The sequence below is a fragment of the uncultured Rothia sp. genome, assembly GCF_963555405.1.
In the GTDB taxonomy this organism is placed as follows: domain Bacteria; phylum Actinomycetota; class Actinomycetes; order Actinomycetales; family Micrococcaceae; genus Rothia.
This window is the reverse complement of the sequence record NZ_CAUVVO010000017.1, coordinates 12,913-27,350: the sequence shown is the minus strand read 5'-3', so window position 1 is coordinate 27,350 and position 14,438 is coordinate 12,913. Positions and strand designations below refer to the sequence as shown.

Sequence of the window (14,438 nt, the reverse complement as noted above, 5' to 3'; positions counted from 1 at the left end):
CCGCTGACCTTCCTGACCGTTGAGGCGTGGGGCTTCATGCAGCTGGGTGCTCGCCAGTACTCCAACCGCACCAAGCCCTTCCCGCACCGTTGGGCTGTCATGTTCCTGATCGCTGTGGGCTTCTGGAACTTCCTCGGCGCAGGCGTGTTCGGCTTCCTGATTAACCTGCCGATCGTGTCCTACTTCGAGATTGGTACCGCGCTGACCGCAAACCACGCACACGCATCCATGATGGGTGTGTACGGTATGCTCGCGATCGCGTTCGCGGTGTTCGGTCTGCGCTACCTGCTCCCCGAGAACAAGTGGCCTGAGAAGGGTCTGAAGTTCTCCTTCTGGACCCTGAACATTGGTCTGCTGTGGATGTCCTTCATCTCGCTGCTGCCGCTGGGTATTGCTCAGCTGTACAAGTCCGTGGGTGAGGGCTACTACGAGGCTCGTTCCTTCGCGTTCATCCACGACGGCGCTTCCGCCGTGATGGGTTGGATGCGTATGCCCGGTGACGTCATCTTCCTGGTCGGCATCATCCCGCTGATCAAGCTGGCGCTGCTGGCTCTCAAGGAGATCTTCTCCAAGAACGCTAAGGAAACCGTCCTGGAGCTGCCCGAACCGCCGCTGTACGAGGTGGTTGAGGACGCTCGCATCGCAGAGTTCGCCGGCGCTAAGGCTGCCGAGGAGCTGCCCGAGCAGACCAGCCCCTACCGTAGCGATCGTCGAGGCTAACCATGCCTGAGCAGATTGCTGGAGTTTCTTTCCTCGTGTGGCTAGCCTGCGTGTACGCGCTGGGTCTGGTCGCCGTGGGTTGGGGCTTCGATATTCTCGCCAAGCGCACCAGCCAGCGCATGGTGGCGGCGCGAACCTTCGGGTTCACCTACCACGAAGAGAGCGACGCGTGGCTCTGCCCCGAAGACCAGTGGCTGTGGGCGACCGCATTCGACTCGGATAACCGAGTGATGCGTTACCGCGCCAAGCCCAGCGTGTGCAACACTTGCCCGATTAAGGACAGCTGCACCGTCTCGGCAAACGGCCGCGAGCTCACCCGCGAAGTGGACGAATGGCCTTACTCCGAGTCGGGTCGTTTCCACCGCGGACTGGCGGTTGCCGTGTCGCTGCTGGGTGTGGTCATCCTGATTGGTGCCGCCATCGTCTGGCACTCCCCGCTGGAGCTTCTGGTGGAGGGTGCCGCCGCGGTGGTCTGCCTCTCGCTGACCTACCCGCTGGCTGTGAAGCTCATGCGTTCCCCCGCGAACTTCGAGAACGATCCGAAGCATATTCACGCATCTACCGCTGATGAATCGGTGAACGTGAAGATGGATCGTTTCGCGGCGAAGTGGGGTGGCGTGTCGAATGAGCGTAAGCGCCGTACCGATCAGGCCCGCAAGCAGATGATTGCGGAGGCAACCCTGCCGGTTCGTACCTCTGCCCTCGACCCGGACCGCCCCGCCTGGAGCGGTACCGGCACCTCGGTTAAGCGACTGCACAAGACCACGAACGAGGTCTTGCAGGAGCAGAACCTGGCTGAGGTTGAGGCGGCTGAAAAGCTGGCAGAGCAGATGGCGAAGAAGTAGCGCTGCACAAGTTTTTCCGTTCCGGCGGCTGACCGGCTGGCTGGTCCCGTCTGTTAGCTTCGGCGGCTACCCTGCGTGGAATTCTCTTTTATTCCTCTTGTGAGTTCTTCCGTGCGGGGTACCGCCGAGGCGCCGACCCGCCGCGACGTGCGCCGGGACGGAAAATCCCCTCCCCAACTCCCCCACACACAGCCCGATACCGGGCACCCCCTACTACCTGCACCGTACGAGGCGCGGGCAGGTGGGCACACATACCGTCCTCCCCCAATATTTGTGAAGGAAAACCATGGATCCCGTCACTCTGGCAACTATCCTCATCCCAGTTGCCGTCATTGTTCTTTTTATTCTGATTCGTATGTTCCGCGTCATCCCCGAATACGAGCGTGGCATCTCCTTCCGCTTCGGCCACCTGCGTTCGGAGCTGAAGCCCGGCCTGAACGTCGTCTTCCCCCTCGTCGACTCCCTGCAGCGCGTTGACATGCGTGTCATCACCCTGACCATTCCCCCGCAGGAAGTCATCACCAAGGACAACGTTCCCGCCCGCGTGAACGCCGTGGTCCTCTTCCGCGTGACCAACGCCAAGAACGCCGTGCTCGAGGTCGAGAACTACCCGATCGCCACCAGCCAGATCGCGCAGACCACCCTGCGTTCCCTGCTCGGCCGCGTTGACCTGGACACCCTGCTCGCACACCGCGAGGACCTGAACGAGGACCTGCGCTCCATCATCGGCTCCCGCACCGAGCCGTGGGGTATTCAGGTGGAGCTCGTCGAAATCAAGGACGTTGAGATTCCCGAGGCTATGCAGCGCGCCATGGCACGCGAGGCTGAGGCTGAGCGTGAGCGCCGCGCAAAGATCATTTCGGCACGCGGTGAGCTGGAGGCTTCGAGCGAGCTGAAGGAAGCATCCGACATTCTGAGCCAGTCCCCCGCCTCCCTGCAGCTGCGTTACCTGCAGACCCTGCTGGAGCTGGGTGCCGACCAGAACTCGACCGTGGTCTTCCCGCTGCCCATGGACGTCATTGGCCCCCTCGTGGGTGCGCTCAAGGGCGAGAGCAAGTAGGCTACTCCCTCTGAGCTAAACCCCTGAACTAAATACCGAATAGCGTGCAAGGCCCCGAGCAGACACCTGCTCGGGGCCTTCGCCTTAACAGGGGTTACCCGGCGGGGTGCTTCTCCGGTACCCTGCTGACTTATGCCGTAGCATGGAACCAGCGGCATTACTGCTACAAACAGACCCACCCACCGTGAGGGAAGGCGCATGCTACACCACCTCCGCGAGATGCTACACCGCATCCCAGCACCTCGACGCTACGGGCGCGTCATGGCTCTGCTCCTCGCCTCCCTGGGCGGCGCAGTGGACGTCTTCTCGCACATCCACTATGAAGCGCTCGTTGCCACGCAGACCGGTAACTTTATTCTGCTCATCGCCGATCTGCACCGTGACGCACCGCATGTGGTGCACCTGCGCTGGCTCTCCGTTATTCTTTTCAGCTTCGGGTATCTGGCAGGGCATTTCATTCATGATCTACTCGGTCAACGTGCCCGGATGAGACACTGGCGCATCGGCACACTCCTGCCGTTCCTTCTGGTCTGCTTCGCGGTACCCTTCATGGATAGAACTCTGAGCAATAGCTTTCAGGTGGGCGCGCTGGCGTTCACCGTCGGTCTGATGATTCACGCCCTCGCGGATACACGCATTGGCGAAAACCCCTTTTCGCTCTTCATGACCAGCGGCAACTGGCGCAAAATGCTCAGTGCCTGGTACACCGCCGGTTCGCTGTACCTCACGCGGAAAACCCCCGACGGAGACACAAAAAATGAGGCGAAGGCACAGCGCCGTACGGCTCTGCTCAAAGCCATTGATTACTCTCTCGTAGTCGCCTCTTTCATAGCTGGCGTGATTCTCATGGCGCTTGTCACCCGATGGTTTGGCGTATTTTCCATCTGGTTGGCGGCGCTGATCGCGGGCGCTGCGTTCTGCTTCGGCTACCAGGCGGAAAAGAAAGAGGTTCGTGAGGGTCAGAACGCATAAACTTTGCTCCGGTTGCGGCTATAGGTGGCGGCAGAGCAAATACAGAACAGCAAAATATCCCGTGCAGATGAGAGTATCTGCACGGGATATTTCTATGCCGAATATTCTTCGCGAACGCTAGAAGGAAGGCGTTTGGCCCGCCGCGGGGGTTGGATGAGGTGGTTGCGACGGGCCAAACTGATCGGTTACACGCCGTAGAGGTGCGGGCGCGGCAGGTACATCAGCCAGTTGGGTGAGGGCCGGAATCCTGCCGCAAACGGTTTTCACCGACGCCTTAAGCATAACCGGCACAACCCCCGAACCGGCGGTAGCTTGAGTGAAGCATCAATCACCCATCTCACGCCATGCCGGCGCGGTATTCAGCCCAAAAACCGGCACCTAAAGCATCGGCGAACCGAACCCAACTCAGCCTCTAACGCAGCGCCCGGTGAGCCTGGTCAAAGAACTCACGCTCGTACACGCACGCCGACAGGTACGCCCGCGCCGCACGCACACGCTGAGCCGGTGAAGCCGCCTCAAAAGCACGCTCAACCTCCGCAAGGCTACGCGCCACATCCGCAGCGAACTCCTCGCCACCGTACAGGCTCAGCCACTCCGCGTACGGGTGGTCCGCGTGGTTCTGCGAGGAGAGCACGGCACCGACTTCTTCATAGAGCCAGTAACAGGGCAAGATAGCGGCAGCGCCGACCACATAGTCCTCACCAGCTGTGAAGGCACGCAGGAAGTTCGTGTACCCCATGGTAATCGGCGAAGGACCGCCCAGGCGCGCACGGTTCGCCAACCAGCCCTCGTGCAGCTGCGATTCGGCGGCAATCGCCTCATGCGCGCCAGCCGCCCAGTGCACCTGCGCCTCAGCGGTATCGGCACGCGCCGAGAGAGTCGCGAGCGCACGCGAATAATCGCGCAGGTAGAGGGCGTCCTGGTCCAGGTAGAAGGAGAACAGGTCCTCATCGAGGGTGCCGTCGCCAAGGGCACGCACGAACGGCAAATCCAGAATCTGGTGCCAGGTTTCGCCACCCGCAGCCCAGAGCGCGGCAGTCCAGGGACCGGCGGGCTTGACAACGGCCTCACCGGCGGGCACGGGGCTGACCGGCAGCAGACGCTCCGGGCTGGTGCCGTCCAGAGTATTGCCCTCAGAGTCGGTGGTGGCGAGCAGGTGGCGCCACGGGTACGCGGAGGCGGCACCCTCCAGACGGCGGGCGCGGGCGGCATGGTCCACCGGGCCGTGGCCCTCACCGGAGCCAACCTGCAGACCGGCGCCCGCGGCAATGGACTCGTGGAGCCAGCGGGTGCTCCACTGCAGGGCGCGGTAGGTATCTTCGCTGGTCAGAGTGTTCTTCTGGTCTGCGGCGGGCTCTGCGCTTGCGGAGTGTTGCAACAGCTCCACACCCAGGCGGGTTGCCAGCGAGGAGGACAGAGAACATCCGGTGCCGTGCGTATTGCGGCTGTCCAGGCGCGGGGTGCGCACGTGCGCGCAGGTGCCGTCCGGGAAGACCGCGGTGTTACCGGCGTCCTGACCGCACAGGTGGCCGCCCTTCACAATCACGGTGGTTCCGGTCGCCGCCGCAAGGTTCGCCGCCTGCTCGTGCGCCTCATCGAAAGTCTGGGCGGGCTCCTTCTGGCAGAGCACGGCGAGCTCCGGAATGTTCGGGGTAATCACATTCACGAGCGGAACGAGGTCGCGCAGCGCCTGCTCTGCTTCCGCCTGCAGCAGGCGGTCACCGCTAGAAGCAATCATGACCGGGTCGAGCACGACCACGGGCACGGGATGCTCGCTCAGCCAAGTGCGGACCGTACGGATCGTGTCTGCGTCGCCGAGCATGCCGATTTTCACGGCGTCAACCGTGACGTCATCAAAAACGGCGGCAAGCTGCGCGGTCAAAAATTCCAGGGGCGGGGTGTATACTTCACGAACCCCGCACGTGTTTTGGGCGACCAGTGAGGTGGTCACGCACATGCCGTAACCGCCGGATGCGGTAATGGACTTAAGGTCCGCCTGGATGCCCGCACCGCCGGAGGGATCGGTTCCCGCAATGGAGAGAACCCTCGGCACGCGAGCTGTCTTAGGCGCCCCAGCTGTTTCGGGAGCGCTCGCGCCGGGTACAGGGTTAGAGGTGGATGCGCACGCGGGCGCGGTAGGCTGCTCTGCCATCATCGATAATCCCTTCGCTAGTTCGAACTAGAGCAGGTTCAATGGGTGATTCTCTCAGCCTTGAGTGTTTGTACGCTGTTTCGCGCGCCCGCTGTTCCGTGCCCCCGCTGTTTTGGTTGCCCGTCTTTGGGCGGGTCAGCGGGTCGCGGGCGTCTCAAGGCACCCCATATCGCTCTGCCAGGTTATCACAACGATTCTCAGTAGCTGAAAGTTTTGCGGGTGACAAGTAAATCTCTCCGAAATTTTCGTTTGACTAAGCCTCTTTTTCAGCGCGCATTCCCCCGCTCAACACCACCCCCTAACCGCCTCTTAAACGAGTGTGCCCGGCACCGCTTCACACGGTACCGGGCACTACTCTCGGAGCGCTACTTTCAGGGCACTATCCACCAGGCAACATCAGCCGGGCATAGTTACCTTGCTTAGGTCAGAGCGAAAATCTCCGCCGGGGAGCCCTCCGCAATAATCCTGCCCTCGTGCAGCAGGACCGCACGGTCAGCCAGGGAGGCGATACGCGCGTCGTGCGAAATGATTAGCACCGCACGGTTCGCCAGCACGGCGCGCAGGGACTCGGTTGCGTCCGCGAGCTCCAGCTGGGTGGTGGACTCGTCCAGAATCACGGCGTGCGGGTCGGCAAGCACGATACGTGCAAGAGCCAGCTGCTGAATCTGGTCGCGGGTCAGAGGCGAATCCGCGCCGCTCACGACGGTGTCCATGCCCTGCGGCAGGTCGCGCCACCAGCGGGCACCGACAGCGTCCAGTGCCTCACCCATCTGCTCGACGGTTGCATCCGGCATAACCACCGTGAAGTTATCAGCGAGGGTGCCGAAGAAGACGTGCGCTTCCTGGGTGCAGACCAGCAGGCGCGGGCGGCCGTCGGCGGCAGCGTCGGTCGGGAAGTCGCCGTGACCAACCGGGCGGCCCATCACGGTGATGGTGCCCTCCAGGGCGGTCAGCGAACCACCAATCAGACGCGCCAGGGTGGTCTTACCCGAACCGGAGCGACCCACCAGGGCGAGCGCTTCGCCGCGGCGAATCTTCAGGTTGATGCCTTCCAGAACGAGGGCGTCCGGCGAGTAGCCGTAGGAAACGTCGATGCACTCAATGGCGTACTGCGGGTCCTTCACGTCTTCATCCGAGACGGCGGCGAACGCTTCGGCGCGGTGCTGCGCACGCTCCTCATGCTGCTTCTTCGCCAGGGACACCACGCCGAACACGCGGCCCATGTTCACGAGCATGATGCGCAGGCTGCTCACGTGGTGGTTCAGCATGTCGGCGAGGGTTCGCAGGCTGAAAACCATGACCGAGGCGGTCGCTACGGCGCCCCAGGAAGCCCAGCCGATAGCCACGCAGGCGGCGCCCCAAAGCATGCACAGAATCGTAGGAATCCATGCGTTGATGGCGTCCACGGTGAAGTACAGCTGGCGGATGCGCACCATGCCCAGCTGCGCGGCGAACTGGCGCTTGTTCTCACCAGCGAAGGCGTCTTCGCGGGCGGTGTGAACACCCAGTTCGCGAATCGTGGAGGTGCCACGAATGTTCTCGGTCAGCACGCTGTTGAGGTCGCTCACGCGCTCCTGGGCAGTCTGGTTGCGTGCCGCCATGAGCGGCAGCATCTTCGACATGATGAGGGCAAGACCGGCAATCATGGGAAGCATGATTAGACCCATTGCCGGGCTCACAACCGCCAGGGAGATGGTGGAGATGATGAAGTACAGCACCACGTAAATCGCGCCGAGCAGGTCCTCGCTGACGGACTTAGCCGCCGAGGAGAGGTCGTCAGTCACGCGGGTGAGCAGGTCGCCGCTGCCGGCTTCTTCCACGGTGCGTGCATCCAGGTCGAGGGTGCCGTCGAGGGTGTCCTGGTTGGCGTCACGGGTGACGAGCGCACCCAGTCGAGCCGCACTGTACGAGGAGACCATGAGGGTCACCGCCTGCACGATGAACGCCGCCAGAATAATCAGAATCGGCTGCCACGGGTAGCTGGCGAACTTACCCGCCACCACGTCGTCCACGGTGGCACCGATCTGCAGGGGCACCACCGCACCCATGAGGGTGCTGACCATGTAGATGACGAAGGTGTAGAGGGCTCGCCCCTTATGCGCCGCGAGGTAGTTCCACATGCGGCGTGCCACGTAGGCGGGGCTTTCGATGGGGAGCTGCTTTGCCATGCTAGTTCACCTCCTGATTCTGAGTGGTTGCGGGGGTTTCTGCCTGAGCGACGGGGTAGCCGTCGCGTTCCATGCGGCGGGTCGTCTCCGCGGTCGTGGAGACAACGTAGACCTGCTCCAAATCCTGCAGCAGGCCGGGGTAGCCGACGGGCAGGCGGTCGCTACCGACCTGGGTTTCCATCGCATCGTAGATGTAGCGCTGGCTGGGTTCGTCCACGGAGTTCAGCGGCTCGGTCAGAATCAGCACCTGCGCGTCCTGTGCGAGTGCGCGGGCGAGTGCCAGACGCTGACGCTGACCGCCAGAGAGGTTCGCACCTTCACTGGTGATGCAGGCGGCGAAGTAGTCTTCGGGGTTGCGTCCACCCAGTCGGTAGGCGATTTCGCGGGAGTCGGTAATCTTCAGCAGTTCCTCATCCTTTGCCTGTGCCAGTTCCTCGTCGGGGTTCGGCACGGTGCCCAGGCGCAGGTGCTCCTGCAGGGTTCCGGCGAAAATCATGGGGTTGGGCTCGCTCAGCAGCACGCGGCGGCCGGAGGCGTCCTTGAGATCCTCTCCCCCGCGGCGCAGGGTGCGGGCGAGCGCCTCGGCGTAGTCCTGCGCGGTGAGGTTGTAGTCGCGCGGGTTGACGTACACGATGCGCGGGTTGCTAGCAGCGGTGGGGGCGACGGGTACGGGCACCTCGAAGGTGCTCGCCTCGACTGCCTGTTCGGCGCGTGCCAGCTGCGCCATTTCTTCGTCGGTGCGGGGGCTCTTCAGCACGCCCTGGCGCACGCCCGCGTGGCCTTCGAGGCGGGCGACCTTGGCGAGCGCAATCTTGGCGTAGCGCCATTCCGTCAGGAAGTTCTGGGTAATCCAGATGGGGCCACCCATCATCGCAATAATGGAGGCGACGGTCACCAGGGACGCGGCGGGGGTGTCGGACACCCAGCGGCCGTTTTCGACGTGGCCGGTAAGGGCGAAGCCGATGCCGAGCAGGGTCACGGCACCACCGAGCAGCGCGCGGATAAGGTACATCCAGCGGTGCGTCTTTTCGTAGCGCATGTAGCTGTCGAAAACTTCGTCGGTGCCGCGGTGGTAGCGTTCACGCATCTGCTCTTCGGCGCCGAGGCCGGCGATGGTACGCAAACCGGTGGCAATATCGGAGGCGCGTGAGGAGGCCTCGCCGTCCTTTTCGCGGTACTCGCCAATCTTGGATTCGAGGAAGGTCGAGTACCAGGCAATCACGCCGACCACAATGAGCGTGCCGATGAGAGTGACGACCGCGGTGACGGGATTAATCAGCCAGAGCTGTACGGCGCCGAGGGTTGCAATAATCATGGCGTTAACGAACAGCGGCAGGGAGAAGTAGACGTTTGTGACACGTCGTACGTCCTTGTTCATGACGGTGACCGCTTCACCTGCGTCAACGGTTGTGCGGGTGCGTCCCATGAGCCGGTTAATGTAGGCGCGCCAGTCGCGACCAAGTTCCGCACTGAGGGTCATGGAGGTGCCCCAGCCGAAGAACTCGTTAATCACGATGAAGGTGATGGATGCGACGACCACCCAGAACATGGGCCAGGCGTCGGGGGCTTTTCCGGCGATGTGCTGGTTGATGAATTGACCCACCATGACGGGGATCAGGATTGCACCGATACCCGCGGTGGTTTCCCCGAGGACGGGGATGGCCCAGCGGTGCCAGGGGTATTTGTGCCCGGGCGCGGTGACTCGCAGGGCGAGGCGCTTTTTGAGGGCTTCCTCTTCTGCCTTGCGCTGTTCGCTAGCGGTTACTTCCTGTGCAGATTTTTTCTGCGAGGCTTTTTTCTGAGCGGCTTTTTCCTGCGTGGTTTTGTTGTGCAGGGTTTCTTCGTGCGCAGCTTCTTCACGCGCAGCGTTTTCTTGTGCCTTGTCAGCGTTGTATTCAGTCATTCAACGTCTCTCCTTTCTCTTACCCTATTCCTTTATCAATGTGGCACGCAACACTATTTGCGTAATAGATGGGCATGTCGTTATTTTGTGCAACGTATTTTGGGGCACGCATCAGCCGCTCAATATGCACCGGCGTCAATCGGCGGATTCTGCATCTACGCGGCAATCTATGCGGCGTGGAGGCCTACGTTTTCGACCTTCTGAGCACGAGGTTTTTGCACCACTGCACTTTTAGTGCTTTGTTCTACACTACACGAATTTGGGGAATTCCCGCATTAGCGCGGCGCCGCGCCTCCCAAACGCCTTATAAACGCCCCGCGAACGCTCTGCAAAGGAACCGCGAGTACCCGCGTGTTCCCTCGTAACGATAACGTCCCCCGCGCCCGCGCTATTCCCGATAGACTGGAATCCTCATGAGTATTTTGAATTTTCTTTCTCCCTCGCTGGGCGAGAACCCCGGCGACTACAATCGACGCGATTTTAAGGGCAATCCCCTCACCCCCGAAGAGATTTACGAGGCGTTCACCGAGTGGATTTCGACCCGCGGTATGACGCTGTACCCCGCCCAGGACGAGGCCGTCCTGAGCATTGCCGCCGGCCATAACGTGGTGCTGGCTACCCCGACCGGTTCGGGTAAGTCCACCGTGGCTGTTGCCGCGCATTTTACGGGCCTGGCGACCGGTCAGCGCTCCTACTACACCGCCCCCATTAAGGCGCTGGTCTCTGAGAAGTTCTTTGACCTGATCAATATTTTTGGTGCCGAGAATGTGGGCATGATTACCGGCGACTCCGCCATCAACACGGAGGCGCCGATTATCTGCTGCACCGCGGAGATTCTGGCGAACATTGCCCTGCGTGAGGGCAAGGATGCGGACCTCTGCCAGGTCATCATGGACGAGTTCCACTTCTACTCAGACCCGCAGCGCGGCTGGGCGTGGCAGCTTCCCCTGCTGGAGCTTCCGCAGGCGCAGTTCCTGCTGATGAGTGCAACCCTGGGCGATACGACTCGCTTCCAGGAAGAGATGACGGCGCTGACCGGTCGCGAGAGTGACCTGGTGGCTCATTCCGAGCGTCCTATTCCGTTGCATTTCTACTACTCCACCACCCCGGTTCAGGAGACGGTGCAGGAGCTCGTGCAGACCAAGCAGACCCCGGTCTACATTGTGCATTTCTCGCAGAAGGCGGCGCTCGAGCAGGCGAATGCGCTGCTGTCGGTGGCTATCGCCTCGAAGGAAGATAAGGAACGCATCGCGGAGCTCATTGCTAAGTTCCGTTTCGGTCCGGGCTTCGGTAAGGCGCTGAATAAGCTAGTTCGCGCCGGTATCGGTATTCACCACGCGGGCATGCTGCCCAAGTACCGCCGCCTGGTCGAGCAGCTGGCGCAGGAGGGTCTGCTCAAGGTCATTTGCGGCACCGATACCCTGGGCGTGGGTATTAACGTGCCGATTCGTACCGTGCTGATTACGGCGCTGTCGAAGTTCGACGGCGCCCGTAGCCGTCGTCTGCGTGCCCGCGAGTTCCACCAGATTGCCGGACGCGCCGGCCGCGCGGGCTTTGATACCGCCGGTACCGTGGTGGTTCAGGCACCCGAGCACGATATTGAGAACGCGCGCCTGCTGGCGAAGGCTCAGGCGAAGTTCGGTGACGACACCAAGCGCATTAACCAGTCGCTATCCTCCAAGCGTAAGAAGGCGCCGGAGGGCTTCGTTGGCTGGTCGGAGAAGACCTTCGAGCAGCTGGTTGAAGCCGCCCCGGAGCCGCTGACTTCTTCCTTCGACATCACCCATTCGATGCTGCTGAACCTGATGCACCGCCCGGAGAACCCGGTCATTGCCGCGTACCGCATCATTCAGGAGAACCACGAGAGCCCCGCGCGCCGCCGCGAGCTGCTGCGCAAGGCAATCGGCATCTACAAGGAGCTACTGACCGGCGGAGTGATTGAGCGAACCAACACCCCGGATGAGCACGGCTCCTACCTGCGCCTGACCGAGGATCTGCAGGATAACTTTGCCCTGAACCAGCCGCTGTCCGCTTTTGCGGTCGCCGCGCTGGAACTGCTCGACCCCGAATCGCCCAGCTACGCGCTGGACGCGCTCTCCCTCATTGAGGCGACCCTGGATTCGCCGAACCAGGTGCTGTACGCACAGGAACGCAAGGCGAAGAACGAACTGTCGGCACAGCTGAAGGCGGACGGCGTGGACTACACCGAACGCATGAACGAGCTGGACAAGGTCACCTACCCGCAGCCCCTGGCGGAGCTCATCGATCAGGCGTACACGACCTACAAGCAGTCCGCGCCGTGGGTGGCTCGTTTTGAGCCGCACCCCAAGTCGATTGTGCGCGACATGTACGAACGCGCGATGGGCTTCAACGACTTCGTGCAGTACTACTCGCTGGAACGCGCCGAGGGCGTACTTCTGCGCTACCTCTCTGACGCGTACAAGGCGCTGCGCCACACCATCCCCGACTCTGCCGTGACCGACGAGCTCGACGACATCATCGAGTGGCTCGGCGAGCTGGTACGCCAGACCGACTCCTCCCTGGTGGACGAGTGGGAGAAGCTGGCTGCCGGCGAAGACACCGCGACCATTGCCGCCGAGCACGCCTCCATCGAGGAGGAAGAGCCTCCCGCCGTGACGAAGAATCTGCGCGCCTTCCGCGTGATGGTGCGCAACGCCCTCTTCCGCCGTGTGGAGCTCTTCGCTGAGGAGCGTGACCGCGCCCTGGGTGCCCTGGACGAGTGGTGCGGCTGGGATGCCGACCGCTGGGCGGACGCCATGGACGATTACTTCGACGTCTACGACGATATCTACACGGACGCCGATGCGCGCTCGCCTCGCCTGGTCAGCATGGACGAGGACACCGCCGCGCATCCGGGCGTGTGGAAGGTTCAGCAGAGCTTTGCCGACCCTGAAGATAACTTTGACTTTGGCATTCGTGCCGAGGTCGATTTGGCGGCATCCGATGAGGCCGGTTACCCGGTGCTGAAGATTCTGAGCGTGGGCGAGTTCTAAGACCCCGCCTAAGACTTCGCCCGAGACTTCGCCCGGGCTCTGCCCAGATGTTGCCCATAGTGGGCTAGAATACAGAGTATCTATCTATTTGAATGAAAGAAGGTTCACCGTTGACCGTTTCTTCGCTTCCCAAGGTTGAGTACCGCAAGGGTTCGGTCGTCAAGCACGACGGCTACGAGATTACCGACCACTGGTTCCAGGTTCCCCTGACCCACGGTCTGATTTTCTCCAAGGGCAAGGATGCCGCTCTCTCCTCCCGTTTTGCGGACCAGACCATCACCGTGTTCGCGCGCGAGGTTGTGAACACCAGCGAGACTCTGACCGTTTCGGCTGATAAGCGTCCTTACATTGTGTACCTGCAGGGTGGCCCCGGTTTCGGTTCGCCGAAGACCGGCTCCATCGGCGGCTGGATTGCCGAGCTGGCGAAGACTCACCGCGTGATTCTGCTGGATCAGCGCGGTACCGGCATGTCTTCCCCGCTGTCTGCCCGCAACATCACCGCTGTGGGTGACGCGCAGGTTCAGGCTGAGTACACTGAGCTGTTCCGTGCGGACTCCATCATCGCTGACGCGGAGGCTGTCCGCGAGGTGCTGCTGGCTGACCGTGCCGACAAGCGCTGGTCCACCATTGGTCAGTCCTTCGGTGGCTTCCTGACCCTGTCCTACCTGTCGTTTGCACCGCAGTCGCTGCGTGACTGCCGCATCACCGCGGGCCTGGCGCCGATTCGTACCTCCGTGGACAACGTCTACCAGCACACCTTCGACCGCATGAAGGAACGTGTTGAGGAGTACTACAGCTGGTTCCCCGAGGACGCTGAGCTCGCTACCCGCATTGCTGAGCACCTGCGCACCCACAAGGAGTACCTGCCCACCGGTGAGCGTCTGACCGATCACCGCTTCCAGATGGCTGGTCACTTCCTGGGTGGCCGCTGGCGCGAGCGCGGCCTGCACTACTTCCTGGAGAACGCATTCGCTGAGGGTAACGACCACCTGTCTGATCAGTTCCTGACCGCTATGGGTGCCGAGGTGACCTTCCAGGCAAACCCGCTGTACGCCCTGATGCACGAGACCATTTACGCTGACGGCCCCGCTGACGGCGTTCTGCCCGGCATCCCCGGTTACGAGCTGTCCCCCTCCCCCGCGCCGACCAACTGGTCTGCTGCTCGCGTGGCGGCTTCCCGCCCCGAGTTCGCACCGGATGCGGACCGTCTGCTCTTCACCGGCGAGCACATCTTCCCCTGGTACTACGAGGAGGACCCCTCGCTGCGTCCGCTGGCTGAGGTTGCTAACATCCTGGCTGAGAAGAAGGACTGGGGTCGCCTGTACGACCACGCACAGTTGCACAAGAACGAGGTTCCCGTGGTGGCTGCGGCGTACAACCCGGATGTGTACGTGGACTTTGAGCACTCCATGGAGACCGCTCGCTGGGTTGGTAACACCCACGTGTGGACCTCGAAGACCCACCACCACGACGGTTTCGGTTCTGACTCGCTGACCATTCTGGGTCACCTGAAGAACATGCTGGCTGAGGTTCACAACCAGTAATTCTTCGCTGAATATATCTTTGATATAGCTAAAGCCCCTCACCCCGGTTGATCCGGTGTG

The 14,438-nt window shown here is 62.1% G+C and carries 9 protein-coding genes and 1 riboswitch; of the genes, 6 read left to right on the top strand and 3 right to left on the bottom strand.

Going from position 1 to position 14,438, the window contains the following annotated elements; translation table 11 throughout:
* From RWL87_RS08645 to RWL87_RS08630, 4 genes are all read left to right on the top strand, one after another.
* On the top strand, positions 1 to 720 hold a 720-nt coding region (locus RWL87_RS08645), incomplete at its 5' end, for a cbb3-type cytochrome c oxidase subunit I (protein WP_313969609.1).
* Between the two features lie 2 nt (positions 721 to 722).
* Positions 723 to 1,565 (top strand): transposase, encoded by an 843-nt coding sequence (locus RWL87_RS08640; RefSeq protein WP_313969608.1) that lies wholly within the window; start codon positions 723 to 725, stop codon positions 1,563 to 1,565.
* A 286-nt stretch (positions 1,566 to 1,851) separates the two neighbouring features.
* The gene (locus RWL87_RS08635; RefSeq protein ID WP_005506196.1) at positions 1,852 to 2,625 is read left to right on the top strand and encodes a slipin family protein; all 774 of its coding nucleotides are present in this window, start codon (positions 1,852 to 1,854) and stop codon (positions 2,623 to 2,625) included.
* A 261-nt stretch (positions 2,626 to 2,886) separates the two neighbouring features.
* Positions 2,887 to 3,597, top strand: a complete 711-nt coding sequence (locus RWL87_RS08630; RefSeq protein WP_303974993.1) for a YoaK family protein — start codon at positions 2,887 to 2,889, stop codon at positions 3,595 to 3,597.
* 412 nt (positions 3,598 to 4,009) lie between these two features.
* On the opposite strand, the gene RWL87_RS08625 is transcribed toward RWL87_RS08630, so the two are convergent.
* From RWL87_RS08625 to RWL87_RS08615, 3 genes are all read right to left on the bottom strand, one after another.
* Entirely contained in the window at positions 4,010 to 5,752 is a 1,743-nt protein-coding gene (locus RWL87_RS08625) for a bifunctional hydroxymethylpyrimidine kinase/phosphomethylpyrimidine kinase (RefSeq protein ID WP_313969607.1), read from the bottom strand.
* Positions 5,741 to 5,926: riboswitch (TPP riboswitch) on the bottom strand. Its footprint overlaps the gene before it by 12 nt.
* 242 nt (positions 5,927 to 6,168) lie before the next feature.
* Positions 6,169 to 7,917, bottom strand: coding sequence for an ABC transporter ATP-binding protein (locus RWL87_RS08620; RefSeq protein ID WP_313969606.1), 1,749 nt, complete (start codon positions 7,915 to 7,917; stop codon positions 6,169 to 6,171).
* 1 nt (position 7,918) lies between these two features.
* On the bottom strand, positions 7,919 to 9,820 hold the full coding sequence (locus RWL87_RS08615) for an ABC transporter transmembrane domain-containing protein (protein WP_313969605.1): 1,902 nt from the start codon (positions 9,818 to 9,820) through the stop codon (positions 7,919 to 7,921).
* Between the two features lie 413 nt (positions 9,821 to 10,233).
* Here RWL87_RS08615 and RWL87_RS08610 point away from each other — a divergent pair, with 413 nt between their 5' ends.
* Together RWL87_RS08610 and RWL87_RS08605 are read left to right on the top strand one after the other, a co-directional pair.
* On the top strand, positions 10,234 to 12,834 hold the full coding sequence (locus RWL87_RS08610) for a DUF3516 domain-containing protein (RefSeq protein WP_313969604.1): 2,601 nt from the start codon (positions 10,234 to 10,236) through the stop codon (positions 12,832 to 12,834).
* A 92-nt stretch (positions 12,835 to 12,926) separates the two neighbouring features.
* The gene (locus tag RWL87_RS08605) at positions 12,927 to 14,378 is read left to right on the top strand and encodes an alpha/beta fold hydrolase (protein ID WP_399534482.1); all 1,452 of its coding nucleotides are present in this window, start codon (positions 12,927 to 12,929) and stop codon (positions 14,376 to 14,378) included.
* Positions 14,379 to 14,438: the final 60 nt, after the last annotated feature.